21 protein-coding genes, 1 tRNA gene and 1 pseudogene are annotated in these 26,647 nt (G+C 66.8%); 14 read left to right on the top strand and 9 right to left on the bottom strand.

Translation table 11 applies throughout. From position 1 onward, the window contains the following. Positions 1-43 precede the first annotated feature (43 nt). The 7 genes and pseudogenes from RBJ65_RS17095 to RBJ65_RS17125 form a co-directional block, all read left to right on the top strand. Positions 44-343, top strand: a pseudogene (locus tag RBJ65_RS17095) (very short patch repair endonuclease); the annotation flags it as partial. A gap of 2,411 nt (positions 344-2,754) precedes the next feature. Next, positions 2,755-3,696 carry a hypothetical protein gene (locus tag RBJ65_RS17100; RefSeq protein WP_306322310.1) on the top strand — a complete coding sequence of 314 codons (942 nt, stop codon included), beginning with the start codon at positions 2,755-2,757 and terminating at the stop codon, positions 3,694-3,696. Beyond that, complete coding sequence (locus RBJ65_RS17105; protein ID WP_306322311.1) at positions 3,693-9,302, top strand: DEAD/DEAH box helicase; 5,610 nt, start codon at positions 3,693-3,695, stop codon at positions 9,300-9,302. The genes RBJ65_RS17100 and RBJ65_RS17105 overlap by 4 nt, the downstream gene beginning before the upstream one ends. 87 nt (positions 9,303-9,389) lie before the next feature. Continuing rightward, positions 9,390-10,367, top strand: a complete 978-nt coding sequence (locus RBJ65_RS17110; protein ID WP_372341402.1) for a NaeI family type II restriction endonuclease — start codon at positions 9,390-9,392, stop codon at positions 10,365-10,367. A 77-nt stretch (positions 10,368-10,444) separates the two neighbouring features. Further along, positions 10,445-11,818 carry a PIN-like domain-containing protein gene (locus tag RBJ65_RS17115; protein WP_306322312.1) on the top strand — a complete coding sequence of 458 codons (1,374 nt, stop codon included), beginning with the start codon at positions 10,445-10,447 and terminating at the stop codon, positions 11,816-11,818. A gap of 32 nt (positions 11,819-11,850) precedes the next feature. Continuing rightward, positions 11,851-12,447 carry a hypothetical protein gene (locus RBJ65_RS17120; RefSeq protein WP_306322313.1) on the top strand — a complete coding sequence of 199 codons (597 nt, stop codon included), beginning with the start codon at positions 11,851-11,853 and terminating at the stop codon, positions 12,445-12,447. Beyond that, a complete protein-coding gene (locus RBJ65_RS17125) occupies positions 12,444-12,899 on the top strand; it encodes a very short patch repair endonuclease (RefSeq protein WP_306322314.1) in 456 nt (151 codons plus the stop codon). The genes RBJ65_RS17120 and RBJ65_RS17125 overlap by 4 nt, the downstream gene beginning before the upstream one ends. Here RBJ65_RS17125 and RBJ65_RS17130 read toward each other — a convergent pair. Further along, positions 12,834-14,051 carry a DNA cytosine methyltransferase gene (locus RBJ65_RS17130; protein WP_306322315.1) on the bottom strand — a complete coding sequence of 406 codons (1,218 nt, stop codon included), beginning with the start codon at positions 14,049-14,051 and terminating at the stop codon, positions 12,834-12,836. The two genes, RBJ65_RS17125 and RBJ65_RS17130, sit on opposite strands and share 66 nt — an antisense overlap. Positions 14,052-14,211: 160 nt before the next feature. Here RBJ65_RS17130 and RBJ65_RS17135 point away from each other — a divergent pair, with 160 nt between their 5' ends. Beyond that, positions 14,212-14,952, top strand: coding sequence for an HNH endonuclease (locus RBJ65_RS17135; RefSeq protein WP_306322316.1), 741 nt, complete (start codon positions 14,212-14,214; stop codon positions 14,950-14,952). A gap of 162 nt (positions 14,953-15,114) precedes the next feature. On the opposite strand, the gene RBJ65_RS17140 is transcribed toward RBJ65_RS17135, so the two are convergent. Continuing rightward, the gene (locus tag RBJ65_RS17140; protein WP_306322317.1) at positions 15,115-15,744 is read right to left on the bottom strand and encodes an ATP-binding protein; all 630 of its coding nucleotides are present in this window, start codon (positions 15,742-15,744) and stop codon (positions 15,115-15,117) included. Between the two features lie 215 nt (positions 15,745-15,959). Between RBJ65_RS17140 and RBJ65_RS17145 the strand changes: the two genes are divergently transcribed. Beyond that, positions 15,960-16,805: a helix-turn-helix transcriptional regulator gene (locus tag RBJ65_RS17145; protein ID WP_306322318.1), complete on the top strand. Its 846-nt coding sequence runs from the start codon at positions 15,960-15,962 to the stop codon at positions 16,803-16,805. Beyond that, positions 16,805-17,050 carry a DUF397 domain-containing protein gene (locus RBJ65_RS17150; protein WP_306322319.1) on the top strand — a complete coding sequence of 82 codons (246 nt, stop codon included), beginning with the start codon at positions 16,805-16,807 and terminating at the stop codon, positions 17,048-17,050. The genes RBJ65_RS17145 and RBJ65_RS17150 overlap by 1 nt, the downstream gene beginning before the upstream one ends. On the opposite strand, the gene RBJ65_RS17155 is transcribed toward RBJ65_RS17150, so the two are convergent. Continuing rightward, on the bottom strand, positions 16,947-18,038 hold the full coding sequence (locus RBJ65_RS17155; RefSeq protein ID WP_306322320.1) for a hypothetical protein: 1,092 nt from the start codon (positions 18,036-18,038) through the stop codon (positions 16,947-16,949). The genes RBJ65_RS17150 and RBJ65_RS17155 overlap by 104 nt on opposite strands. Before the next feature lie 276 nt (positions 18,039-18,314). On the opposite strand from RBJ65_RS17155, the gene RBJ65_RS17160 reads away from it, so the two are divergent. After that, positions 18,315-18,788 (top strand): carboxymuconolactone decarboxylase family protein, encoded by a 474-nt coding sequence (locus RBJ65_RS17160; RefSeq protein ID WP_306322321.1) that lies wholly within the window; start codon positions 18,315-18,317, stop codon positions 18,786-18,788. 159 nt (positions 18,789-18,947) lie between these two features. Next, a complete protein-coding gene (locus RBJ65_RS17165; protein ID WP_306322322.1) occupies positions 18,948-19,265 on the top strand; it encodes a hypothetical protein in 318 nt (105 codons plus the stop codon). Here the strand turns inward: RBJ65_RS17165 and RBJ65_RS17170 are convergent. Further along, positions 19,262-19,660 carry a VOC family protein gene (locus tag RBJ65_RS17170; RefSeq protein ID WP_306322323.1) on the bottom strand — a complete coding sequence of 133 codons (399 nt, stop codon included), beginning with the start codon at positions 19,658-19,660 and terminating at the stop codon, positions 19,262-19,264. The genes RBJ65_RS17165 and RBJ65_RS17170 overlap by 4 nt on opposite strands. A gap of 16 nt (positions 19,661-19,676) precedes the next feature. Beyond that, a complete protein-coding gene (locus tag RBJ65_RS17175) occupies positions 19,677-20,684 on the bottom strand; it encodes a GlxA family transcriptional regulator (protein WP_306322324.1) in 1,008 nt (335 codons plus the stop codon). Positions 20,685-20,756: 72 nt separating this feature from the next. On the opposite strand from RBJ65_RS17175, the gene RBJ65_RS17180 reads away from it, so the two are divergent. Further along, complete coding sequence (locus tag RBJ65_RS17180; RefSeq protein ID WP_306322325.1) at positions 20,757-21,992, top strand: MFS transporter; 1,236 nt, start codon at positions 20,757-20,759, stop codon at positions 21,990-21,992. On the opposite strand, the gene RBJ65_RS17185 is transcribed toward RBJ65_RS17180, so the two are convergent. Next, the gene (locus RBJ65_RS17185; RefSeq protein ID WP_306322326.1) at positions 21,962-23,383 is read right to left on the bottom strand and encodes a DUF445 domain-containing protein; all 1,422 of its coding nucleotides are present in this window, start codon (positions 23,381-23,383) and stop codon (positions 21,962-21,964) included. The genes RBJ65_RS17180 and RBJ65_RS17185 overlap by 31 nt on opposite strands. Before the next feature lie 238 nt (positions 23,384-23,621). Between RBJ65_RS17185 and RBJ65_RS17190 the strand changes: the two genes are divergently transcribed. After that, the gene (locus RBJ65_RS17190) at positions 23,622-24,944 is read left to right on the top strand and encodes an SGNH/GDSL hydrolase family protein (RefSeq protein ID WP_306322327.1); all 1,323 of its coding nucleotides are present in this window, start codon (positions 23,622-23,624) and stop codon (positions 24,942-24,944) included. A gap of 96 nt (positions 24,945-25,040) precedes the next feature. Here the strand turns inward: RBJ65_RS17190 and RBJ65_RS17195 are convergent. The 3 genes from RBJ65_RS17195 to RBJ65_RS17205 form a co-directional block, all read right to left on the bottom strand. After that, positions 25,041-25,124, bottom strand: a tRNA-Leu gene (locus RBJ65_RS17195). Positions 25,125-25,136: 12 nt separating this feature from the next. Then, on the bottom strand, positions 25,137-25,973 hold the full coding sequence (locus RBJ65_RS17200; protein WP_306322328.1) for an HNH endonuclease signature motif containing protein: 837 nt from the start codon (positions 25,971-25,973) through the stop codon (positions 25,137-25,139). Then, entirely contained in the window at positions 25,970-26,596 is a 627-nt protein-coding gene (locus RBJ65_RS17205) for an HNH endonuclease signature motif containing protein (RefSeq protein WP_306322329.1), read from the bottom strand. Before RBJ65_RS17205 ends, RBJ65_RS17200 begins: the two co-directional genes overlap by 4 nt. Positions 26,597-26,647 lie beyond the last annotated feature (51 nt).

The raw sequence follows: 26,647 nt of genomic DNA on the forward strand, positions 1-26,647 counted from the left end.
AGACGGGCCTCCGCCGCACCGGTCCCTCGGCCACAATGCTCGTATGCCCCACCCCACCCCGTCCTCCGCCGCCGTCTCGGCGCGCATGAGCCGACAGGGCTCCCGCGACACCGCGCCCGAGGTGGCGGTCCGGCGCCTGCTGCACGCGGCCGGGCTGCGCTACCGCCTCAACGTCCCGGTCCCCGGCATGCCCCGGCGCACGATCGACATCACCTTCGGCAAGGACAGGATCGCCGTCTTCATGGACGGCTGCTTCTGGCACGGCTGCCCGCAGCACGCGACGAGTCCGAAGTCCAACGCCGAGTGGTGGCGGACCAAGCTGGACAAGAACATGGCCCGCGATCATGGACAGTGCAGGCTGAGCGTCGGACACCCACTCAACGAGAGATGCCCCGTCACAGGTTCTCAACTTGACTATTTCGAAAGCTACTTAGACGTTCCGTCGGAACCGTCGGCTTCCTCTTACAGATTTTCCTTCTCACTTTCACCGTCGCGCGCTACCGTCTCAATCACCCCCATGAACAGGCGTGTTCGCGCGTACGAGAATGGTCATGTTTCAGCATGCACCAACCTCGGTGAGCAGGCGACCCCACGCAGATCGACCGATACCGAAACCGTGGGCATGGATATGCAGATGAGCCAGGCGTACGACCAGTGGTGCGAGGTGTTGTCCGAGGAGTTCTTTGGTGCATCTCACGCATTGCAGAACACGGTCCTGTACGTCGATGACGACGTGGAGCGTGAGCTCGCCGAACGACACCGAATCGAGACACCGCTCACCGATGCGGTCTCAAGTCGGATGCACTGGGGGAGGTCGGACCGTTCACTCCTCCACGGGATCAGGTACGACTGCCGACTCTGGGCCTCGCAAGGGAGCGTCGGCCCACCCCCAAGCCTTCCCGTGCTCGCAGCCTCCGTTCTCGCGGCCACTCGCATGGCGGCCTCCGATGGAATGCGCCGTACGAACTACCGCGGGCGCTGGTACCAGTTGTTCGGTGTTCCGCAGGAGGGACACCAGGCGAACCGACTCAACCAGGCCCTGGACGACGTAGCCGCGATGTGGGCCGAGTTGGGCTCATGGCTCGACGAAGCCGGTGGACTGTACGGCACCAGCACGGTGAGCACGGACAAGACCTTCTGGCGGGTCGGCTACCCGGTCTCCCAAGCGCTGGTCCGCACGTCGGACCGTCAGATGCTCACTCGGTTCTTCGCGACGACACGGCTCCGCCCACGGAACGCCACGGGGGTTCCGGGTCGGGAGCTTCTGCGCCGACTCGCTGTATGGAGCGCGGGCCGTGGCCGCCAGTTCTCCCCGCGCTTCATGAACGAGGTGCGGCTCGCCTCCCAGAGCGGCAAGGGCGATCCGCTCATCGACATCGCCGCCCTCCTCGAACGGCTCGCCGCTGACTGGGACGGCACACTTCACGAGCCCGAGCGGACACACCGCCGAAAGGCGGCAGGGCTACGGCTTGCGGTGACCGAACGAGGGCAGCGCCTGGAATGGCTCGCGGACATAGCCGAGGGCATCGATGAGACGACCGTCCAGGTACATGGCGGCCGGTCCTTCTCCCTGCGGTCCGACTACGGCGGCGTGTACTCGGGGCTGGAGACTCTCAATCCGTCTGAACCTCAGCTCAGACTCGGTTTACGGCTCGAGGGAAGCGACCTCGTCATCGAGTGGGTACCGCAAGAGGTCGTCCTGCTCCGCATGCATCCAGACCTCGGAGAGTGGGTCAGTACGGAATACTTCGAGCCTGGCGAACACCACTGGATCCTGGCCTCTTCAGCCGAGGCCGCGAAGGTCCGAGCCATGCTCGCCTCGCTCGACTCCAGAATGGTCCCGGAATATAAGGCCCCTGTTCCAGGGTGGGTACTCTTCAAGAGAGTTCGCGCGGTCGACGCCTCAGCGTTCACCAGGACTCTGAACTCGAAGAACGAGCACACCTACGTCCTGCAACCGCAGGTACGCCGGGACACGAAGCTCGTGGGCGGACTACGCATCGCCCGTGAATACCCGTCGGGTTCCGGCGTAGCGGGCCATTACCTCAGTGGTGCCGAGCCGGACTTGCTGCTCCCGGCCGCCCAGGCACCCGACGGAACAGTCGATGTGACGCTGAATGGCCGCACGACGAAACTGAAGGCCGACCCCCGGGTTCCTTTCCCTCTGAGGAAGCTTTCCCTTGAGGAAGGAACGCACCAAGTCGGCACTACGTCGAGCAGTCATGTCTTCACCGTGCACCAGGGGCTCCACGAGGGTCTGCCGGAAGAGACCGGCAGTCTTGGCTATAAGTGCGGCGGAACCGCGGCTGTTCGCGTCAGCACCACAGACGACAGCGGGACGTGGCTCAGGGGAGCCGTCGTCCCGGAAACGATCAAACTGCCACACTCGGTGATCGTCAGGTCCCGGATCCAGGAAGCGTTCTTCCTCGACCCGTACGGCGGGGTCGTGCCTGTGCGAGGCCAGAAGCCCCCTCCGTGGATCAGAAAGCGGGTGCCGGCGGCAGCCGCCGAACCCGCCCTGGAGGTCGAAGCCCCCTCCACATCAGTGTGGTTCGTGTACCGAACCTCCCAGCGCTGGTGGGTGAGAGCCGTCAACACCGACATCCCTGCCCCCGAACTGACCGGGGAGGAGTATGAGTGGGCCGATGTAGTGCGTCGAGCGCACGCCGGTGGCAGATGCGGCCTCCCGGCCTGGGCCCGTTACGTGGAAGCCGCACGGGCAATCGGCAACGAGCACGATCGAGGTGCAGTGTGATGGATATCGGTGACCTGCTTCTTCGGTGGCTCAGCGAGGAAGCGACCGGCCAACTCTCTGAGGTTAAGCAGGGATTGTGGTGGCTCGGCACCAAGGACTGCCCCGAGATCGGGCCGGGCGCGCCAGGCCGCTGGCTGCGCGACGCCGTCTCCCTCGCCTACCTCGACATCGACTGGACCGGACGCCAGTGGTCGGCCGCACCTCCCGTACTCACCCCTCTGCCCAGAGCACAGGGACTCGCCGTCCTCACAGGTAGTCGCACCGCGGCTCTCGATCGGCGTCTGACACAGTGCGTGGAGGACGGGCTCGTCGAGCTGTACCGCGCCCCTTCGGACCGGCCTTCGCAGGACATCCCGCTCCCGGCGTCCCTTCTCGTCCGGTTCAACGAGGTGAGCGAACTCTCCCAACTGGCAGAGGACTTGTGCGTGGAGCATGCCCCCTGCTTCGCCTACCAAGGTGCGGCGCTCCTCTCCGACAACGTTCTTACGGAGAGAACCTCGGTTCCCGAGTTCGGGGCGCCTCTGGAGCAGTACGACTTTGACCAACGTCGCTATGTTCCAGTCCCCCGCCCTCAAGGCCAGGGCCTGTACCGGCTCAAGCGGAGAGACGGCAAGCGAACCTGCCAAGTCCTGCTCGATGACACTTGGTACGAAGCCTCACACGAACACGGTGTCTACGCGGTGCTCGCGCTCCAGGGCAACGCCGCCGACGTATTGCGGTGGCTCCCAGAGGAAGACTGCGGCCGAGACCGCACCGGCACACTCTTCGTCGACTGGGGCTACCCACTCCCGGACCTCCAGCGAAGAGTGGCTGCCATGTGCTCCGGCCTTGCCCCGCGGATCAACGAGGGGGCAGAGAACCTGGCGTACGACAACGTCCCGGAAGTCGTCGCCATCAAGATCGCACGCTCGCTCGGACAGACCCTCGGAGACCAGCAGTGAACGACGCCTCGCCCTCGGAGCCTTCAGCCTCGCAAGCTCCGGATCTCGATGTCATCGGCTCCTTCGAGCATTTGAAGGACGCCCTCTTCCGTTATTACGACACACCATTCGGCCTCGCTGACAAGCAACTCCAGGAGGAACGGCGGCTGCTGTTCGACCGGGACGGTGGCGCCTGGCGGCGACCGCTGATCGAGGTACGGCCCCAGTACGTCACCTCGGGCATGAGCATCGCCGACTCGGTCCACACCGTAGGGGCTCATCCAGATCTCGCCGAACTGGTCAAACTTGGACTCCTCCACGAGGTTCCGTCGCTGTACGAGCACCAGCACCGAGCGCTTGCCGCGGCGGTGCGGGACAACCGGGACGTCGTCGTCACGGCGGGCACGGGGTCCGGGAAGACCGAGTCGTTCCTGCTGCCAATTCTGGCGGACCTGATACGCGAATCCGAATCGTGGACACCGGCGTCCTTGCCGGTCAACAGATGGTGGCCCTCACCCAACGGGGATTTCCAGGCGCAGCGTACGGGCGAGCGCGGGCGGCACGCCGCTGTGCGCGCCCTCGTCCTGTACCCGATGAACGCGCTGGTCGACGACCAGATGATGCGTCTGCGCAAGGCTCTGGACAGCGATGGTGTCCGCGAATGGCTCGCGCGCCGACGCCCCGGCCACCGCTTCTACTTCGGCCGGTACACAGGTGCCACGCCGGTGCCCGGCGAGATCGGTTCCCCCACCGGAGTCCGAACTCTCCGCGAGGAATTCGCCGAGTCCGAGAAGCGCAGTCGCCGGGCTCAGAGCCTCGAAGGCGACGCCCGGTACTTCATCCCGCGCCTCGACGGCGGCGAAATGCGCTCACGCTGGGACATGCTCCAGGCACCACCAGACATCATGATCACGAACTACAGCATGCTGAACGTCATGCTGATGCGGCCACGCGAGTCGGCAATCTTCGAGAAGACTCGCCGCTGGCTCGACGAAGTACCCGACGCACGCTTCACGTTGGTCGTCGACGAGCTCCACATGTACCGCGGGACAGCGGGCACCGAGATCGCTTATCTGCTGAGGAACCTCCGGCACCGTCTGGGCCTCGACCACAGGCCGGACAAATTCCGTGTGATGGCGGCGTCCGCCTCACTCGAGGCGCCGCGCGATCTCGACTTCCTCCAGGAGTTCTTCGGGGTCGAGCGCGACCGCTTCGAAGTACTTGGGGGCCGACTCGTCCTGCCCGCGGACACCGCCACCGATGTCTCCGGCTTCGCCACCGAGTTCGCCCAACTTTCTCAGCAACCCGATCCTACCGAGTCGGACGAACTCCTCGCTCGGTCCAAGGCGGGTGAGGCACTCACCAATGCCCTGCGCGACGGGGATCGCCTCACCTCGGACTTCGACACCTCGGTCTCCGACAGACTCTTCCCTGCTGCTCGGGACGCAAGCCAGCGGCGAGCGGCGATGTCCGGTGTCCTCGCGGCGCTGCGCACCACCACACTGCCGGACGCTCCACGGCTGCGCGGACACCTGTTCTTCCGCAACATCCCCGGAGTCTGGGCCTGTTCCGATCCGACGTGCAGCGCGATAGCCCGGGAGTCGGAGAGCGACCGAACAGTGGGCAAGCTCTACTCCCGTCCAACGTCTCGCTGTGACTGCGGCTCCAGGGTCCTGGAGTTGCTCTACTGCCAGAACTGCGGGGATGTGTTCCTGGGCGGCTACGCTCCCGAATCCGCTTTCAAGAAGCGCAGGGCCAAGGGCTTCGAGGCAGGACTACTCGCGGACCTCCCTGATCTCGACTCGCTGCCCGACAACGCATCGCTCGGTGCCAATGCCGCGAACTACGTCGTCTACTGGCCCCGTACGCGGGAGCCCTCCTTGGACAAGCACGACTGGACTTCCAGCTCGGACAAGGGGGCCATGAGCGCCGAGTTCGAGTTCAAACGGAGCTCCTACGATCCGCGAACGGGCACACTGCGCAACCACCGGAACCACACCGGATGGTCCTTCCACGTCAGCATCCCGGAGACGAAACGCGGGCACAGCCGCCTCAAACCCGAGAACCTCCCTGCTGCCCCGACCCGTTGTCCCGCCTGCAACGACAACTGGGAGATCCGCAACATCGGGAGTGAGCATTTCAGCCTGAGTGACCCAAGGCGTCTGCGCACACCCGTACGATCCATGCGCACCGGTTTCGAGAAGGTCAACCAGGTACTGACCACCGGAATCTTCTCGCAGCTGACTCATCGGCAGGCAGTCGTCTTCTCCGACAGCCGTCAGGACGCGGCCAAACTCGCGGCAGGCCTTGGACTCCGGCACTACCAGGACCTCCAGCGTCTCCTCCTCGCCAAGGAGGTCACGGAGCAAGGTGAACCTGTGACCGACCTCGCCACCGTGCAGGGTTACTACCGCAAGGACGTGGCGCCACCGATCTACGTGGCCGATGCCAAAGCGGCCCGCTCCCGCCTCCGCGCCCGGGACCGCGAGACGTATGACGCGTGGGAAAAGCTCGTGAAGTCCGATTCGGCAGGCGGCCTGGACGACCTCGACGACACCCCCGCCCCTGAGACCGAAGCCGATCTGCACGAAGTGCTGAGCCGGGTCCCCAGCCTGGACAGCCACGCCGCAACCGTTGCCGAGCATCTCGTCCATCTTGGAGTCAATCCGGGCGGGCCCGGAGCGTCGCTCCAGAGAACCCAGTACCAGCAGGGCTCCCCGGCCTCACCCTGGTCCTCGCTCTATCGGTGGCCCGACGATCCTGATGGCAAAGTCCGCGATGAGTCGTCGAGCATGCTGAGCGAGCGGCAGCGAAATCTCCGGGACGAGATCTGGGAGTCTCTCAGACGAGAACTCCTGATGGGCCTGTTCGGCAGTGCAGGAAGGGACTTCGAGTCCCTTGGTCTCGGCTGGCTTACCCTCTCGACCGACAAGACGTCACTCGACGCTCCCCGCTCCTCGAACGCTGCGCTCATCCGCGGCAGCCTGCGTGTACTGGGCCACTTGCGCAGGTTCGCCGGCCTGCGCACCGCCGCTGACGCACCTCCCCGCCCCCTGCGCGACTACTGGCGAAAGATTGCGGAGGCATCCGGGGGCGGCAGTACGGCGGAGGACGTACAGCGTCAGGCGGAGCAGGCATGGGGCAACGCGGTTGTCGGCTATGTCATCCAGCCCGAACACGTTGCCCTCCGCCATGGAGAGAACAAGGCATGGACTTGCGGCCAGTGCACACGCCGGCACCTCCACCCCGGGACTGGCATCTGCACCAAGTGCGGAACCACGCTCCCGAACGAGGCCATCCCCTTCAACGCGCCAGATGACGACTACTACGCCTGGATGGCCAATAACGGAACCGGCAATTTCCGGCTCAACACGGCGGAACTCACCGGCCAAACCGACAGAATTGAGGCTCAAGGCCGCCAGGCCCGGTTTCAAGGCGTCCTCCTGGACGAGACGGAGAAGCCCCGGCCCGACACCCTCGACGTGTTGTCCGTGACCACCACCATGGAGGCCGGTGTTGACATCGGTCCGCTCTCCGTCGTGCTGATGGCGAACATGCCGCCCACCCGCTTCAACTACCAGCAGCGAGTTGGACGCGCTGGACGACGTGGCTCGCCCGTCGCCCTGGCCCTCACCGTATGCCGCGGCCGAAGCCACGATGAGCACTATTTCCAGGACCCGAAGCGCATCACGGACGCGCCCACTCCCGCGCCTTATCTGTCCACGGAAATGGAAGACATCTACCGGCGTGTGCTGGCCTCCGAGGTACTGCGCAGAGCCTTCGACGCCACCCGTGAGGCCTCGTCGGACGAATCCGAACTCGATCCAACTCGAAATGTTCACGGGCGATTTGGCCTGGCTCAGGACTGGACAGCCGTCCGATTCGAGATCGAAGCGTGGATCACATCCGAACACCGACAGATCCGCGCGCTCGCCGACGCCCTGGCCGCGCACACGCGCGGTACGGGCATGGCCGAGGACGCCATACTCTGGATCACGGAGGGTCTCATCTCCCGTGTGACAGCTGTCGCGGAGGCGCCGCACGGCCACCAGGACCTGAGCCAGCGACTCGCGGAAGCCGGCGTCCTCCCGATGTTCGGCTTCCCGACCTCCGCCCGCTACCTCTACACCCGCAAACCGATCCGGTCCTATCCCTGGCCTCCCCCAGGCGTGGTGGACCGCTCGCTCGACATCGCCATCGCCCAGTTCGCGCCGGGTGCGGAGACCGTGAAGGACGGGAGCGTGCACACCGCGCTCGGCGTCGCCGCCTATGAGCCCACCGGAAGAGACCCACGAGCGGTATCGGATCCCCTGGGCGAGGCCCGCCATATCGGTATGTGCCGGGCTTGCGGCCACCTCGACGAAGATGCGAAGCCCAGGCCCGAATCCGAGGCACACGACAACACCGACGTACGGAATCTTCCGTGCCCAGCATGCGAAGCCGACGACGGATCATTCCGGGAGATTCCGCTCCGCCAGCCCGCCGGTTTCTTCACCGGTGGCAAGCCCCGGGACTTCGACGGCAACTTCTCGTGGCGCGCCCGATCGCTGTCACCCCGCACCGCTGCCGACCTGGAGACCGGCGCGCCACTGAAGCACATCGAATCAAGGCTGGTTGTCCATGCGGGCAAGGGCCGTCGCTACGCGGTGAATGACAACAGCGGACGTCTCTTCCACTTCTCCCCCGCCAAGGCGACCGGCAAGTGGTCCGGGGCTCTTGTCGAGGCCGAAGCGGCGTCGGTCCACGCCCCGTGGTTGTCGACCGATACAGGGACGGACAGCAGCACGGTCAGCACCGCCATTGGCGCGGTCCAGCACACCGATCTCTTCCTGCTCGGGCCGACATCGGGTGAGCTCCCTGAACTCGGCCTCCGACTGAACCTCGCCTCTGTCCCCCAAGTGACGGGCTTCCCCGATGATCGGTCAGGGCGGCGTGCCGCCTGGTACTCGCTCGCCGCACTGCTCCGGGTGGCGGCCGGCGACATCCTGCAGGTCCAGCCGAACGAGATCGCCGCGGGTATCCACGGAGCGGGTTCGGCGCACAACCGCGCCCGGACCTTCGCGTTCCTCTCCGACACCCTCGACAATGGGGCCGGCTATTGCACTCACCTCGCCGAGCCGGATGTCTTCCGGGAGCTGATGACCGCCGCGCGCCAGATGCTGGAGAGGTTCCGCACCGGCAACCATGGGAAAGAGTGCGGCGGTTCCTGCTACGAGTGCCTGCGCGACTACACCAATATGGCCTACCACTCACTCCTCGACTGGCGTCTCGCTGAGGACCTGCTCTCCATCCTCTCCGGCAGGACCTCGGAAGGCATTCGGCCCCGGCAGGCGAGCCGACTCCTGACGAACTGGTCAAGCGACTTCGCGGAAGACGAGGCCGAGTTCGTGCCCGACCTGGGGGGAGCCGGCCCGGCGGTCCTCTTCGAGGGGCGCCTCTGGGTCACTGCGAAGAGCCCCTTCGAGGCCACTGACTCCGAGATGAATGCCGCTCGGATCATTCGTGTCCGGCAGGCCGCGGCAGCGGACAAGAGGGGCGTGCCGGACGTCGTGTTCGTCGATGACTTCCTGTTGGACAAGGCACCGTCTCGTGTCAACGCGCTGGTCACCGGATTCGAGGGGCCGTGATGACAGTCGCCGAAGACCGTCAACCGCACGACTATCGTTGACACACCTGAACGCACCCATTGGCAACACACCGAACAGGAAAGGCAATTGCTCCCCTTCGAGAGAGACAAGACTGCGGCCTCCTGGATCGTGAACCAGGAGCTCGTGAGGCAGGACGCGGAACTCGTCGCAGTAGCCGAGCGCATCCGGTCACTCGATCCGGAGGGAAGGCGGTTCGCCGCAGTGCTCCGGGACACCATCGACCAGCTCCTCAATGGCGAGGTGACAGGACGCTACGACTGGAAGACGCTCTTCAAGACCGAGAAGACGCACGCAGGCACGATGGTGGAGATCAACCTGCAGCGTGAGTTCGAGTTCGACGATGGCGATCCCATGGACTACCGGATCGCCGGCGTCGACGTGGACTGCAAGTACTCCCAGCTGTTCGGCGGCTGGATGATCCCGCCTGAGGCCGTGGGGCACCTGTGCCTCGTGCTGTGGGCCGACGACTACACGTCCCGCTGGAGTGCCGGCGTCGTACGGATACACCGCGAGTGGCTGAATGGCACCAACAGGGACATGAAGCACACCCTCAAAGCCGAACACCGAAACAAGATCTACTGGCTGTGGTTCGAGGAGGAGCTTCCCGAAAACGTGCTGCTCCACATGAATCCCGGCGACCGAAACGCGGTGTTCGCTCCGAAGTCCGGCCAGCAGCGCTTGAACGAACTCTTCAGGCGAGCACAGGGACGCCGGATCGGCCGGAACGTCGTCCGGACAGTCGCTCAGCAGAAGGACTACATGAAGCGGGTTCGCGGTAACGGTGGATCCCGCTCCGCACTGCGCCCCGAAGGGATCCTCATCATGGGGGACTACGCCAGCCACCAGGCCATCGCCGCCCGGCTGGGCATCCCCGTGCCACAGGAAGGCGAATTCGTCAGCGTCCGCGTAGTCAAGGCCAGGTCGGAGCACGCTTCCCAGCCACAAATCGAACTCGACGGCTCGATGTGGACATGTGCCGGGCATGATGACCCCTACGAGCGCGGCCCGCTGCTTCCTACACACACCGCGATCAGCGGCACATGAGTCTCCGGGCGTTTCTCCATACCGAGCAAGGGAGTTGAGCAGTGCCAGGCGATCCCCATCAGCCCCGGGAGCTGCCGTTGATCAGGCAGTACAAGGACTGGCTGCAGCGGAATCCGCCAGAGGACAGCCCTGACAGAGCGGCCTTCTTCTCCCAGGGCACCGTCGTACTCGACACGAATGTGCTCCTGAGCCTGTACGAGTACACCCCTGATGCCCGTGCCGAAGTACTCCAGGCCCTTGCGTCGGTCCAGGACCGTCTTTGGCTCCCGCACCAGGTTGGACTGGAATTCGTCAAGGGCCGCCACCGCGTCATCGCCGAACGGCACAAGGCCCTGAAGGCCGCTCCAAATTCCATCAACAAGCACATGGGAGAGGCCAACAAGGCAATCATTGCCGCCAGGCAACTCGTGCAGGATTTGCTCCTCAAGTACGCCCGGGACATCACGGGCAGCGAGGAACTCGCCTCGCTCATATCCAGCCAGTCCATTGATGCACTGCTTGGCGACTGGAAGAAGGAACTCATCGCACGTGTGAAGAGCCTGAGCGCAGGCAGCGACATAGCTCTTTCATCGGTTGACGCAGAGGACCCGGTCCTACCGAAGGTTGCCGAACTCTTCGGCGAGAACGTGGCCGCTCAGCCCAGCCCGGACGAGTTGCGCCACAGAGTTGAGGAGGCATCTTCATACAGGTTTCCCAACAAGATCCCTCCGGGGTTCTCCGACGCAGGCAAGGGAACCCCAATCGACGCGGCCGGCGATTACCTGCTCTGGGAGGAGGTAATCCGGTTTGCCAGCGACTCGACAGAACGTGAGCACCTGCTGTTCGTTTCCAGTGACACAAAAGAAGACTGGTATGAGACAGAGGGGGGTCAGCGCCGACCATGGCCCTCACTGGCCACCGAGATGAGGATCCGCGCAGGTACCGAATTGCGCATTGAAACTCCCGGACAGTTCTACCGCGGTGTGAAGCAGTATCTGCACGCCCGCATAGCCGATACGACATACGAAGAGATCGACCGAGCTGCGGAGGTCCCGAGCAACCCTGTCATCACGGATTCCGGAGCTGTCGGTGCGGCCCCTCCCACTGAACTCGTCCTGGCCGCCACAAAGGCCGCAGGGCTCAGCCCGTCGGCACTGCGAACGATGGATGATCTGGCCGACATCCAACGTCTGACCTGGTGGCTGATTGGCGTTACTGCTCAACTCGGCAGACGCACACCGAGCGACGATGAACCCGACGTCGCGCTTGAGGCAGCGATCCGAGCAGAGGAGCCACCCTCTGCTCACTGGCATCCGGGCACCACACTTCGGCTTGGCGAATGGCCCTATCGGAGTTCAACATGGATCGCGCCTTGGTTCGCACAAGCCGTGAACAGCACTTCCCAGAACGACAGACGGACCCTCCAGGCCCTAGCAGCCCAGCACTTGGACCTTGCGCCGCCCCCGGCTTGAGGCAGCCCCGCCCCACACAATCGGAGATGCACATGCCCGACCCCGAGCCTCCCGTTGAATCCTGGCAGCGGGAAAAGGCCAATACGCGACATGCCTTGCAGGTCCTGGCTTCACAGATGGACGAGCACACTCGGGGACAAGACCTTTTCGTGGCGTACACATACGCCAAGAAAGTGGCAGCCAGAGCCCTACAGGCAAGGATGTTCATGCACTTGCCCGAAAGGAACGAGGATTTCCACCGAATTCATGCGCGCGTACAAGCTGAACTCGACGCGCGCTACGGAAACTTCTTTCCCGATGGGTTCCTGAAAACCCCGTACAGTGGACAGCTGCACGAACGCCTCTTCTCTCTGCTGCAAGAGAACCTGAACACCGACCTCGAGGGAGACATGCTGCGCATCGTGACTGCCGACAGCGTGCACACCGAGCGTCGAGCCCGTGAACTAAGGGAACTCGGTCTCGACGTGGAGTGCCGCAAGGCCAAGGAAGGTGACTTCTACAATCTCCATTCGCTTGACCTGACCTTTGAGCGACTGCCCTCGCTTGTCAGAACCATCACGCGAAGCAAAGTGAAGGAGAAATCAGAGAGGGATCGCCTCCTCGAGCGCGCAGGAATCCAATCCGCATGAAAAGCGACCCCTCCTGGGAACCACCGGCGGGCTCCTGGGCCTCTTCGGCAGCGCGCCGCCGGAACATGCAGGCAATCCGCAGCAGAGATACCGCACCCGAGCGGCTGGTACGCCACCTCGTTCACGCTCAAGGGTTGAGATATCGGGTAGCAGCAAAGCCGCTATCCGATTTGCGGCGCACTGCGGACATGGTGTTCCGTCCGGTGAAACTCGCCGTATTCATCGACGGGTGCTACTGGCACGGCTGCCCCGAGCATTACGTGCCGCCCAAGACCAACTCGGGCTATTGGTCCGACAAAGTAGCGCGGAACATGACCCGCGACGCAGACACCAACCAGCGCCTCAAGGAAGCCGGTTGGACCGTTCTACGGTTCTGGGAACACGAGTCACCCGACGACTGCGCGCTCGCCATCGTCGACACTGTCAGCCACCTTCGCGCTGACAGGGGTTGAAAGGTCGTCGACCGCGAACAACGCACCACTGTCACGCTGGCTGACGAGTTTGCGCTTTCTCCGCTTCCTCACGGGAGCAACGACTCCCGCCTCGCGCGCCGCTTCCAATGCCTTGCGGATCTGCACTCCGACCGCCTCGGCCACTGGCGGTGGAAAGGCGTTCCCCACTTGCCGGTAGGCCGCCGTCTTCCCGCCGGAGAACTTCCAGGTATCCGGGAAACCTTGGATCAGCGCGGCTTGGGTCACCGTTAGCTTTGGCCCCGAGTCCGCGTATAGATCGCGCTCCTCGGTCCCCTTTGCCTCCATCTCAACGATCTCGTTCGCAACACCAAGCCCACACACTCCGAGCTCCGCCCAGGCCTTCTTGGCTCGCGTCGGGCCCAAGTCAGCCCCGCCATGCTTCTTCGAGCCGCCGACGAGCGTCGGCGCCACTCCCCTGTCCGCCTTCTCGAGCCAGCGGTCATACCACTCGTCGGCACGCGGATCGTCCGACGCGTTGTACCGCTTACGCATGGTGTCCTTCAACGCCATTGCGACCGTGAGCAGCGGCTTCGTCTCAGGCTTCTTCTTCTCAAAGAAGGGAAAGTATTCCTTCTTCAACGCGACGAGAATGGCGCGCGGACGAAGCTGCGGTACCCCATAGTTCTTCGCCTCCAGAACCTCCCAGTAGCACTTCTTGTATCCCAAGCGCCTGAGTTCTGTGAGGATCTCTTCGCGGTAGTCACGGAACTTTTCGTACGGCTCCAAGAGCCCCCGAACGTTCTCGATCAACACTGCCTTGGGTTCAAGCTCATCAACCAGATCAAGCATGTATGGGAAGAGGTCACGCTCGTCGTGCTTCCCCAGCTGCTTGCCGGCCAGGGAAAATGGAGGGCAAGGCACCCCCCCGGCCAGGAGATCAAGGTCTCCTCGCTCCAGCCCCAGCCCCGTACGGAGCTCCTTGGGATCGATCTTGGTGAGGTCCCCCTGCATAATCTCGCAGCCATCCCACTCCTCGTCGCGCTCGACGTTCTGCCTCAACGTTGCGACCGCGTGCGAGTCGATCTCGATCAACGCAAGGTGCCGGAACAACGCGGCGTGAAGCCCCTGCGCCTGGCCCCCCGCCCCAGCGCAGATCTCAATCGAGGTCAGCTCCCTCTCAGTGCTGGCCATGCACCCTCCTTTCCGACTTACTCAACTGGCGCCGATTGCCACCAGTCATTACAGAGGGTGACAGACCCCACTGACAGCGCGACCTTCCCAAGTGTGCGGCATGCCGCGCCCCTTCTGCCCCACAGCCCCCGCGAGAGCGAACACTCATACGATATTGCCTATGCCGCGCTACGACTGGACCCGGGAAGAGCTCCTGCTGGCCTGCGCGCTGGTCGTCGACAACGGCTGGCGGGAGCTCCGGAGCACCGACCCACGGATCATGGAGCTGTCCGAACTCCTGAGGGCCCTGCCCGTGCATGAAGGTGCGGCGGAAAGCGACCCGAATTTCCGTTCCCCGAACAGCGTCAAGCTCAAGACGAGCAACATCATGACGGCGTACCGCGGCTATCACGGGACGCTCATGAAGGGAGGCCGAGGAACCCTCAAGGTCGTTGAGGACTTCACCGAACACCCTGCGGAGATGCTCGCCGCCGCCTACTCCCTTCGCGCAGGAATCGCCTCTGGCGAGCTCCTGGCCATATCGGAGCAGGCTGACGACGGAGACAGTGATCCGGTCGACGTGCTTGAAGGACGCCTGCTCGCACGCTGGGCCCACTACCGCGAACGTGACCGCAGCCTGCGCACCCGCAAGATCCAGAGCGTCACGAGGAGCGGCCTGACGATCCGCTGCGAAGTGTGCGGTTTCGACTTCCATCAGATTTACGGCGGGCTGGGAGACGGCTACATAGAGGTACACCACAGGCTCCCCCTCCACATATCCGGCCCCACCAAGACCCAGCCTGACGACCTGGCCCTCCTATGCGCCAACTGCCACCGCATGTGTCACAAGAGCTTCCGCGACAAATCCTGGCGCACTCCCGACGAGCTGAAGGCCGAGATGGAGAAGTCCGCAGACGACTGAACCTTGCCGAGCCATGAGACACAGGCTTCGCTCGGGTCCCGCCTCATGCCGCTGCCCTGACCACATGCTGATCCAGGTCAACGCCGAAATCGGTAGCAAGAACCAGCTGCAGCCGCCGGTATGCCTGCACCTCGCGTCGGAGCCTTTCCTCGACCGCGGTCGTCAAGCCGCCCCCGCCTCGTATCGCACCACAGCCTGATCCAGGAGATCGTCCGGATCGCATCCCCGCGCCGCTGCCCAGTGCAGCAAGTCGGCGATCAACTCGACAGCGGGCTGGGCGAGCCCGGTCGGAGCCTTCACCGCGAACAGGAGCGGGCGCCCTCGGTGATCCTGGTAGGTCTGCAAGATTGCGCTGGCACGTCGGATGCCAGAGATGAATTGGGCGTCAGGGACCTCCAGTTCACACCACACCGCCTTCCCCGAAGCCGTGAGCAGCGTGCCCCACTCCGCGACGAGCGCCGCGACCAGATGGAGCCCGCGGCCGCACTCCGCACCGCACTCCACCCCCGTTACCAGCGGGATCGCGTGACTCTGGTCGTGGACTTCGATACAGAGACGGCCGTCCCTGAGCTCCAGGACCAAGGCTGCCAGGGCGCCCGCGCCTACGTGATGCAGGACGTTCGTCGCGAGTTCCGTCACGACGAGCTGGACCTCCTCCACGAGGGATTCGAGCGCCCAGAGCTCCAGCAGGCCGGCGGCCTCCTGGCGCAGGCGGCGCATTTCCAGCGGGGCCGCCTCGAAGGGCAGCACGTAACGGAGTTGGAGTTCTGAAGAGACGTCGTGGTCGGCCATGGCCGTGCTCCCTCCCGGGCCACACAGCGCTGCGCCCGCCGCATCCATGCGGCTGCGCTGCGTAGCGGTGCACTCACGAGCATGGCACAGAGAAGTCTCACTGTGTAACTTCTCACGAGAACCCATCGAGTGAATCTACTGGTACGCCAACTCCCGCCGCACCTAGCCTGATCAGGATCTCCGGGGACCCCCGGGCCTGTACGGGGAGGAAACCCATGTCCGTCCGGACCACCACACGCCGCCGTCAGCTCGGCGCGATGATGCGGAAGCTGCGCGCCCGCAAGGGGCTCACCCTTGAGGAGGCCGGGAATCTGGTCGGCGTATCAAAAGCGACGGTCAGTCGGTACGAAACCCAGGCCGGGCCTGTGAAGTGGCTGGTGGTGGAGGCGCTGTGCCGGGAGTACGACGCAACGGACGCCGAGCGCACAGCAGTTGTCGCGCTCGCCAAGGACGCGAAGCAGCAAGGTTGGTGGAGCTCCTTCACCGACTCCATCCCGGAGAGCATGAACATGCTGCTCACGCTTGAGGATGAGGCGGTGCGCGAGGATCACTTCTGTTCCGTCTACGTCCCCGGGCTGCTCCAGACCCGCGAGTACAGCACGGCCCTCCAAAAGGCCAACGAAGTACGGCTCGCCCAGCCCGAGATCGAACGCCTCGTGGACATCCGCATGAAGCGGCAGGACATTCTCAACCGTCCGTCTCCACCGCACCTTTGGGCCGTCCTGGATGAGTCGGTGATCCGTCGCGTCGTCGGCTCACCTGCGGTCATGAAGGCCCAGCTCACCCGGCTGCTCGAAGCCAGCGAATCGGCGAACATCACGCTGCAGATCCTGCCGTTCGCCAAGGGAGCGCACGGGGCCGCGCTGGGGAGTTTCGTGATCCTGGGCGCCGCGGAGCCGTCTCTCGACGTCGTGTACGTGGATATCCACACCGGCTCACTCTTCCTGGAAAAGGAAGAGGAACTCGCACGTTACCGGCTTGCGTTCGAATACCTTCGCGCACAAGCGTTGGACATGGAGGCATCCGCTTCCATGATCCAGGACGTACGCAAGGAGCTGTAATGCAAGGTGGGCCCGCGCTTCCAGCGGCTCGGCAGTGGTTCAAGTCGTCGTACAGCGGCGCCAATACAACCGAGTGCGTGGAAGCCTGCCCCGTCGCCGAGGGGATAGCGATACGCGACTCCAAGCACGCCACCGGCCCCGTCATCCCCTTCGCCCCCCACCCCTGGGCCGCCTTCCTGCACGCCCTTCGGGCCTCCGACCGGCCCCGCCGCCCCGGGCAGATGCGGCACGACTCCCCCTCGTAGACGGAGAGTTGTTGAGGAGCAGAGCCGGGACCGGGGCGCCCAGGCACGACGTGAGCGTGGCGCGGATGTGATCGGCCACCGTCCCGGGACGGGCCCGCAAGTCCTCCCCCGTCACCGCCACCACCCGCAACCCCGCCCGCGCCAAGCGATTGCGCTGGGCGAGGGTGCGCTGCCAGGACTCGACGTCGAAGTGGTAGGCGCGGGAGTCGACTTCCAGGGCCACGCCGTGCGCCGGCCAGTACGCGTCCGGGCGGGCCAGGAAGGTGCCGGTCGACGGGTCGTGGAGGTCCGGGTTCCACAGGGGTTCCGGGAGGCCGTAGCGGTGGAGCAGGGCGCGCGCGTCCGCCTCCAGGGCCGAGTGGACGCCCGCCGTCAGGTGGTCCGCGGACCGTGCCACGTACGGCGCCAAGTGGCGGCGTGACGCGCGGAGTTCGGACAGCAGGGCCTCCGGCGCGCAGAAGCCCTGCTGCACCGCCTCCGCCAGCAACGCCGTCACATCACGTTCGCACGCCAGGTCGCGCACCGCGTCCGCCACCGCCCGCCCCGGCTCCGCGCACCGCAGCCCCGCCACCGGCCACACCTCCGGCACCCGGCGCGTGCGGTGCACCCGCACGTAACCCGACGCCCGCCGCGCCGCGTCCGCACCCTCGTACGGCACGAGTACGTCGACGTAACGCAGGCGCTCCGGGCGCGGCGCCGCGCGGAAGTTGTGCAGCGTCAGCGCCGCGTGGCCGGTCAGCAGGGCGTGCTCACCCCCGTACAGCAGCGCCGCGCGCAGGCGTTGGCGTGGGGTGGGCGGGCCCGTCTGGAGGAGGTAGACGTGGCGCAGGATGCGCTGCCAGGGGCCGTCGCGGCGGGTGCGGTAGCTGATCGTCGAGTCGGCGCAGCCGAGCGCCAACAGCTGTTCGCGCGTGAGGAGTTGGTCCTGGGCGCGGGCGAGTTGGGTGCGGGCCAGGGCGGGGGCGGATGGCGAGGTGCGAGTGGTCACTTGAGTAGTCACCCCTGACTCATGCCCCTTCCCGCCACACACTCACCCTTCGTATCCGGTCCATAACTGTGTGCGTACGGGACTGTGACCCCTTTCCCCAGATTGGCTGGAGAAAGGGGTCACAGCCCCCCTCACCCCCCTCCCCCACCCTCCATCCACGATGTGGCCCACACCACACCCCTCCGCGTCACACCCCCGCCCCGCGCTCCGTCACATCTACGTAGCACGTAGGTAGCCGCCAAGAAGGCCCCCAAGGGCCGGACACAGGAGCCCACCATGGAAGCGCGCCTCAACCCCTTCACCAGCCCGCTCGCCGGGAAGGTCGTCAAGTACCTCAACTCCGCCGAGAAGGCCGTCGCCGACTCCTCCCTCCCGGCCGCCACCCGGGAGCTCGTGAAGATTCGCGCCAGCCAGATCAACGGGTGCGGGTTCTGCACCGACATGCACACCAAGGACGCCGCGCACGCCGGCGAGACCCAGCAGCGGCTGAACCTGGTCGCGGCCTGGCGCGATGCCACCGTGTTCACCGACGCCGAGCGGGCCGCGCTGGAGCTGGCCGAGCAGGGGACGCGGATCGCCGACGGGGCCGGTGGCGTACCGGACGAGGTGTGGGCGAACGCCGCGAAGCACTACGACGAGGAGCAGCTCACCGCGCTCGTCGCGCAGGTCGCGATCATCAACAGTTACAACCGCCTGAACGTCATCGCGCAGGTGCCCGCCGGTTCCTACCAGCCGGGTCAGTTCGGCTGAGCCGCCCCTGAGCCACCCCCTCGCACGCGGGCGCGCCCCTCACCGAACCCGAACCCGAACCCGAACCCGAACCCCCGAGGGCCGCGCCCGCGCCCCCGGGCGTAACCTCACAAAAGAGACGCCCCCACGGCACGCCCTACGACCCCGGAGGTTCACCCCATGGCCAGCGCCAGCACCCGCGCCCTCCCCACCGCCCCGATAGCCGCCGCCGGGCTCGTCGGGGGTTACGCCACCGCCCGGTTCACCAAGAAGCGGCCGCTGGGCGGGGCCGTGCTGGCCGTGGCCGGGGCCGCCGCCGCGACGCAGTGGACGAAGGCGCGGGGCGGGAAGGTCGCGGGGGCGCTGACCGGTGCGTACGTCGCGGCCTTCGGCGCCTCGCACCCGCTCGCCAAGAAGGTGGGGGCCTGGCCCGCCGTGTTCGGCGTCGCCGGGGCCGTGGCCGCCGCGTCGTACGTCCTCGTGGACCGCCGCGCCTAATCGGTACCGGTAGGGACGTGCGTCAGTACGTTCACCACTTTCCCCTGCGGGTCCCGTACGAAGAAGCGGCGCACGCCCCACTCCTCGTCCCGCAGGTCGTGGACGATCTCGGCGCCCGCCGCGCGCATCGCCGCGTACGCGGCGTCGACGTCGTCCACCTCCACGCTGATGTCCGGCACCACCGGGCCCGTCGCCTCGTGCGTGAAGAACTGGATCTGGGCGGTGGGGTCGGAGGGGGAGACCAGGGTCATGATCCAGCCCATGTTCATCGCCTCGCGGAAGCCGAGCGCGCCGTAGAAGTCGCGGTTCGCCGCCATGGCGCCCGTCTCCCCCGACACCTCTACGTTCGGGACGGCCCGGCGGATGTGCGTGTGCGTGTCCTCGGTCGCTGCCATGTCGCTCATCGTCGCCTCACCGCCCCCTGAACGTCGAGCGGTACGCCCCCGGCGACACCCCGAACACCGCCTGGAAGTGCTGCCGCAGCGACGTTCCGGAGCCGAAGCCGGTCTCCGCCGCCACCCGGTCCACCGTGTGGTCCGTCTGTTCCAGCAACTCCCGGGCGCGGTCGACGCGTTGGCGGTTCAGCCAGGTCATCGGCGTCAGGCCGGTCTCCTCGCGGAAGCGGCGGTTGTACGTACGGATGGACATGGAGTCGCGGGCCGCCAACTGCGTGAGCGTGAGGGGCTCCGACAGTCGCCGCAGGGCCCACTCCCGTGAAGCCGACGTCGACGTCAGCCCCGTCTCCTCCACCGGCACCGGCCGCTGGATGTACTGCGCCTGGCCGCCCTCCCGGTACGGCGGCACCACGGTGCGGCGCGCCACCTCCGCCGCCACCGCCGAACCGAAATCCTCGCGGATCATGTGCAGGCACAGGTCGATGCCCGCCGCCTCCCCCGCCGAGGTCAGCACCCGGCCCTCGTCCACGTAGAGGACGTCCGCGTCGACCGTCACCGACGGGAAGGTGTGCGCGAAGCGGTCCGAGGACATCCAGTGGGTCGTCGCGCGGCGGCCGTCGAGCAGGCCGGCCGCGGCCAGGACGAACGATCCGGTGCAGATGGACGCCACGCGGCCGCGGGTCGCCGAGGCCGCCAGCACGCTCTTCAACTCCCCTTCCAACGCACCTGGTTGGAGCTCCTCGTCCAGTTCGTGCGAAGCCGGCACCAGGACCGTCCGCGCCGTCTCCACCGCCTCCAGGCCGTGCTCCGCGTAGATCGGGAAGTCGGCGTCCGTGCGGATGCGGCCGGGACGGGGCGCGCAGGTCCGCACCTCATAGAGGCGCTCGCCCGTGGCCGGGTCGCGGGCCGTGCCGAACAGCTGGTGGACCAGGCCCAGCTCCATGGGCAGGACACCGTCCCGGACCAGGACCGCCACCGCCGACTTCGCACTGCCCCGAGCACGTCGCACAGCAGCACTGGTCATGGCCAGATTCTTTCACACCGTGACCATCTGGCCAGTCGTGCCGCCGCCCCCTCCCGGCACAGGCTCGTACCCATGGACCCCAACCCCAGGCAAAGAAAGTGGATCGTCGCCGCCGGCGCCGCCCTCGCCATCGTCGTCGCCGGAAGCTTCAGCACGCTCGCGGGGCTGCTCGTCGGGCCGCTGCACGAGGAGTTGGGGTGGTCGCGGGCGGACATCGGGTTCGGCTCGCTCGTGAACATGGTCGTGTACGGCGCCACCGCCCCGCTCGCCGCCGCCCTCATGGACCGGATCGGGATGCGGTGGGTCGCGAGCGGCGCGCTCGGCCTCATCGCCACCGGCACCGCCCTCGCCACCACCATGACCGCGCCCTGGCAATTCGCCCTGTACTGGGGCGTGTTGGTCGGGGTCGGGACCGGGGCCACCGCCACCACCTTCGCCGCCACCGTCACCGAGCGGTGGTTCGTGGCGCGGCGCGGGCTCGTCGCCGGGATTCTGACGGCGGCGAGCGTGGTGGGGCAGTTCGTGTTTCTGCCGGTCCTTTCGTGGGTGATCGGCGAGTGGGGGTGGCGGGCCGCCGCGTACGGGCTCGCGTGCGCGGCGGGGGGTGCGCTGCCGCTCGTGTACGCGGCCGTGCGGGATCCGCGTGCCGCTCCGCGCAGCCGGAACAGTCCCCGCCTGGGCCTCAACTTCCTCCGCAGCGGCCCCTTTTGGCTGCTCGCCGGCACCTTCGCCGTCTGCGGCGCCTCCACCAACGGCGTCATGTGGACGCACTTCGCGCCCGCCGCGCACGACCACGGGATGCCGCCGACCGTCGCCGCCTCGCTGCTCTCGCTCATCGGGATCTTCAACGTCGCCGGGACGGTCGGGTCCGGGTGGGCGACCGACCGGTACGATCCGCGCCGGTTGCTGGCCGCGTACTACGCGCTGCGTGGCGCGTCTCTTCTCGTACTTCCTCTGCTGCTGAGCGCGAGCGTGAATCCGCCGCTCGTCGCGTTCACCGTCGCGTTCGGGCTGCTCGACGTCGCGACCGTGCCGCCGACGATCGCGCTGTGCCGCGCCCACTTCGGCTCCGGCGCCCCCTTCGTCTTCGGCTGGGTGAGCGCCGCGCACCAGGTGGGGGCGGGGTCGGTGGCGTACGTGGGAGGTGTCGTCCGGGACGTGTTCGGGGCGTACGACCTGGTGTGGGTGGGGGCGGGCGTGCTGTGCGCGGTGGCGGCGCTGCTGGCGCTCGTCATCGGGCGCGGTGGTTCCGTCCCCGTGGTGGGGCGGCCGGAGGTCTACGCTCCGAACGCCCGCGACACCGTATAGATCACCAGACCCGCCAGGGAACCGACCACCGTGCCGTTGATCCGGATGAACTGCAGGTCGCGGCCGATGTGGGCCTCGATCTTGCGGGTCGTGTGCTCGGCGTCCCAGCCGGCGACCGTGTCGGTGATGAGGGAGGTGATCTCGGCGCGGTACGTCGTGACGACGTAGACCGCGGCGCCCTCCACCCAGCCGTCCACCTTGTTGCGGACGTCCGGCTCGGAGGACATCCGGTGGCCGAGGGAGAGGAGGGAGGCCCGCACGCGCAGGCGCAGTTCGCTCTGCTCGTCCTCGGCCGCCGCCACGATCATTCCGCGGACCGCGGCCCACGCGGAGGCGATGATGTCCTGCACCTCCGAGCGGCCGAGGATCTCCGACTTCAGGCGCTCGATACGGTCCCGGGTGTCGGAGTCGGACTGGAGGTCGGCCGCGAAGTCCGTGAGGAAGCGGTCGAGGGCGCCGCGCGCGGGGTGCTCGGGCATGTCGCGCATCTCGGTGACGAAGCGGAGGAGTTCCTTGTAGACGCGCTCGCCCACTCGTTTGTCGACGAAGCGAGGGGTCCAGCCGGGGGCGCCGCCCTGCACCGCGTCCATCACCGAGTCCGAGTGCAGCACCAGCCAGTCGTGGGCGCGGGCGCAGACCAGGTCGACGATGCGCTTGTGGCCGCCGTCGGCCACCACCTTCTCCAGCATCTTGCCGAGGCCCGGCGCGATCTCCGCCTTGTCGGCACGGCGCGTGATGGCCTCGCCGACGATCGCCTGCACGTCGGAGTCGCGCAGCACGGTCAGGGCGCCCCGCAGGGCCGTCGCGAGCTCCGCCGTCACCCGATCGGCGTGTTCGGGCTGGGCGAGCCAGGAACCGAGGCGGCTGCCGATGCCGACGGCGCGCAGCCGGCCCCGTACGACATCGCCTGACAGGAAGTTCTCGCCGACGAATTCGCCGAGGGAGACGCCCAGCTGGTCCTTCTTGGTGGGGATGATCGCCGTGTGCGGAATGCGCAGGCCGAGCGGGTGGCGGAAGAGGGCGGTGACCGCGAACCAGTCGGCGAGCGCGCCCACCATGCCGGCCTCCGCCGCTGCCGCGACGTATCCGGCCCAGGCGCCCGCGCCCGCGTGCTCCGCCCAGGTGGCGAGTACGTAGACGAGCGCGACGAGGACCAGAAGACCGGTCGCCGTCAGCTTCATCCGGCGCACGCCGCGCCGCTTCTCCTCGTCGGCCGCGGTGAACTCGGTGGCGGAGCGGCGGGCGGCGGGGGTGGGGTTGGGGTTGGGGGTGGGGCGGGATTGGTCGGGGGCGGCGCGGGAAGACTGCCCCGTGTCTGGTTCAACCGCTTCAACCGCTTTGTCCGCCGGGCCCTGCGTCCCCCGCGCCCCGCGCTTCACGTCGCCGTCCACTCAGCCCACTCCACCTCGGTCATCGGCCCGACTGCCATCGACCTGACGTCGACTGTCATCCGCCTCACACATTGTCCCTTCTTGACCTACTCCCGGAACGAACCAAAGGTTCCCGGCGTCTACCTGTCCGGAGGGGGGCAGCGTCGGCCCCCTTGTTTGACGGTCCCATCCCATGCCGCATCATGGGTTCATCACACCGGAGCCTCGGGCTCCCCCTGCCCGAGGAGACACACACCGCATGACCAAGCGTCACGGTTATGCCTTGTTGACCGCGCTCGTCGCGGTCGTCGTGATGATCTCGGCCGCCATCTACGTGGGATTCTCCGGAGTCCTCGGCGGCGACGACGACAACCTTCAGGCGAGCGGCACGCACTCGCGCGGCTCCGCCGACCCCGCATCCACCGGTACCTGGGCCGGCACCTGGTCCGCGTCTCCCGCCGGCGGGGAGCCCGGCACGGAGACGAATGGATTCTTCGGCCACTCCATCCGCAACATCGTGCACACCAGCGTCGGCGGCAACGCCGCGCGCATCACCCTCTCGAACCTCTACGGCCAGTCGCCGCTGCGCATCACGCACGCCTCGATCGCCGTGGCCTCGGCGCCGAACAATCCGACGGCGCTGTCCGACACGATGCGGCGCCTGACGTTCTCCGGGAACCCCTCGGTCGTCATCCAGCCCGGCCAGCAGGCCGTCAGCGACGCGCTGCGGATCACCGTGCCGAGCGACTCGGACATGCTGGTCACGACGTACTCGCCGACGCCTTCGGGACCGGTCACGTACCACCCGCAGGCCCGCCAGATGTCGTACGTCGCCCGGGGCGACCGCACCGAGGAGCCCAGCGGCACGCTCTACAACCAGCAGAGCCCGTACTGGCGCTACCTGACCTCGCTCGACGTGCTCAGCAACGAGGCGCAGGGCACCGTCGTCGTCCTCGGCGACTCCCTCACGGACGGCATCACCTCCACGATGGGCGCCAACCGCCGGTGGACGGACATCCTCGCCGAGCGGCTGCGCACCGAGTCGGGTGCCCCGCGCTACGGCGTCGTGAACCAGGGCATCAGCGGCAACCGGATACTGGCCGACGGCTTCGGCCGCCCCGCCAACAACCCGAGCGGCCTCTCCCGCTTCGAGCGGGACGCGCTCAGCCGCTCCGGGGTCCGCGCCGTGATCATCGACCTCGGCATCAACGACATCCTGCGTACGCCGCAACAGACCAACGCCACGAAGATCGTCGACGGCCTGAAGGAAATGGTCCGCCAGTCGCACGCGCGCGGCCTGCGGGTGGTCGGCGCGACGCTCATGCCGTTCCAGGGCCACCCCGGCTACCGCCCGAACCTGGAAGCGGTCCGCCAGTCCGTGAACCAGCAGATCCGCGCCGGCCAGGTCTTCGACAGCTACGTCGACTTCGACCGCGCCCTGCGCGACCCGTACAACCCCCGCCGCCTCCTCGACCAGTACGACTCCGGCGACCACCTCCACCCCAGCGACGCGGGCTACCGCAAGATGGCGGAGACGTTGGACCTGTCGTCGTTGCGGGGATCGACGGGGGCGGAGCTGTAACACTCAGTCGCAGCCAGGTCGGGCTCCCGCTCAATCGGCGACAAAAGCAGAGTGGCCTGCGTTTCGGATGTCGAAACGCAGGCCACGCACTCGCCGTGCGGCGGAAGGGATTCGAACCCTCAAGCCCGATCAAGGGCCACAGATCCTAAGTCTGCTGCGTCGCCATTGCGCCACCGCCGCCCGGCCGTCATGCTACCGGGCCCGGTCCCGACCACGGCACCAGGTATTGGTGGACGCATGGCAGTTCGGGCACAGATACCGCAGGTTCTCCCGCCGGTTGTCCAGCGGGTCTGCATTGATGTGGTCGACCTCCAGGACCAGCCGCTTCCCCTGCCACAGCTCACCCTGGCCACATTCGGCACACGCGCGTGGTGTACCGATCTCGTCGAGCGCCCGGCGCAGCGTGCGCGTACGGGCGCGCTGCGCCCCGGATTCGTGGCACACCAGGATCTCGTCGGCGCTCTTGCGTGTGGGAGACGGGACTCCGGCCCGGTGGCCCTGCCCGACGAAGTGTTCTGTCGACAGCCCGTATTCGTCGATGCTGCGCTTCGCCCTGGCGCGGGCCGCCCCATTCGCGGGTGAAAGCCCGAGGCGGCGCAGTACGTCGGCCAGTCCATTGGCTTCGGCGACGGCTTGCGTGAGCTCTGCTTCCGGGAAGAGGCTTTGCCCCGCCCTGCCGCGACGCCACGTGAAGTGACCGGTGTCGATCCCGAACCTCTCCAGCTTGGCGTTCACCAGCCCGTACGGCCCGTCCTCCGGTGGAATCCCCATGTGGACGAACATCTCGCGGACGCTGGTGGAGCAGGCGGCGGCTTCGGCCAGGATCTCCTTCGAGTACGACCGCTTCGGTCGTTCGGGCAACGGCTCGTCCTGGAAGTGGGACGTGTCGATGCCATAGTGAGCGAGCCGGTCACTCAGGTAACGACGGGGGCCGCTGCCCATCGGCGCGCCGACCCGGCGCATGAGATCGACCAGGCTGTTGGAGACGGGCGCGGTCCGCTCCAGGAGCTTCTTCGGATACTTGCTCATACCGAACTCCCCTTGCGGCCTCGGTATGTGTCCGTCACGGAATGGCAGTTGGGGCAGAGCAGGCGGAGGTTCTCGCGCCTGTTGTCCCACCAATCGCCATTGATGTGATCGACCTCCAGCGGAAGGGGCCGGTTGTTCCACTGCGTGCCGGTCCCGCACATTGAGCATTGCTCGGGTACACCGAGACGCAGCAGCTCCCGCCGGAGGCGACTCCCCGGAACCCGGCCATCCTCTGGGGAGCGCAGGATGAGCGGATTGCCGAGAGCTCCCTTCGGCCGCTGCTCCGGCCGCACGAAGTGCGAAGTGTCGATCCCGATCGCCTTGATCCGTCGACTGATGTGAGCCTGGTTGCCGCCCACCGCGCTGACACCCAGGCGCCGTACAACATCCTTGAAGTTGCTGGACTCCGCGACGACCCGGCGCAGTGTTTCCTCGGTGTGCCGTGACCAGTGCCGAGGAACGTGCGACATGTCGATCCCTTCCTCGGCCATACGTTTCTGGAGGTAGGCCCGACGGCCCGGGGTCGGGTCACCCCCACAGAACCGCACCGCCTCGTCCCACGACCCCGCGCTCCGAGCCGCCTTCTCCAGCAGCTCCCGCGTGTACCGCTGCCTGCCACCCATGAGGCCCCCTCCCTTTCGCCCGCCCGTTCCCCTTCTCGTACAGAGCAACGA

Origin of the sequence: Streptomyces sp. KL109B (assembly GCF_030766935.1) — a bacterium.
Lineage (GTDB): Bacteria > Actinomycetota > Actinomycetes > Streptomycetales > Streptomycetaceae > Streptomyces.